The organism is Paraburkholderia sp. SIMBA_054, assembly GCF_046534875.1.
In the GTDB taxonomy this organism is placed as follows: Bacteria; Pseudomonadota; Gammaproteobacteria; order Burkholderiales; family Burkholderiaceae; genus Paraburkholderia; species Paraburkholderia hospita.
The window spans coordinates 1-408 of record NZ_JAWRXV010000284.1; the positions used below are offsets into that span (position 1 = coordinate 1).

A 408-nucleotide genomic window follows, 5' to 3' on the forward strand; every position below is an offset into this window, starting at 1 on the left:
GGTGGCCGCGGGCGATCCACCAAATGTAGGCGGGTCGCCATTACCCTGTTGCGCGACGCCGATGCGAATCACCGCCGGCTTGTCGGCATAGGCGTGAACCGCGGCGAGCGACAGCGCCGCCACGGCGAAAAAAGATTTCAGCAGATGGAAATAGCGCATGCGGCAATACCGGTCGATGGAAGGGAAAAGAAGTACGAATGCTCTGGCGGGCAGAGACCTGGCACTACACGTTAGATTCGCGTGCCGTCGAATCCAACCAATCATTGCTGATAAGAAAATCTGCAGTAGTTCGAATCGCGTGACTGAATGCCGGCATGCGGCACGAGCCGCATGCAAGTACGCAATTCCCGATTTGCATAGTTAAATTCGTCGTTTTGCCTGCATGGATTGCATGGCTACCATGCGACG

The 408-nt window shown here is 56.1% G+C and carries 1 pseudogene; it reads right to left on the reverse strand.

Features of this window, described 5'->3' with window-relative positions:
• Positions 1–159 (reverse strand): annotated as a pseudogene (locus SB822_RS55140) (nitrate ABC transporter substrate-binding protein); the annotation flags it as partial.
• Between the last annotated feature and the right edge of the window lie 249 nt (positions 160–408).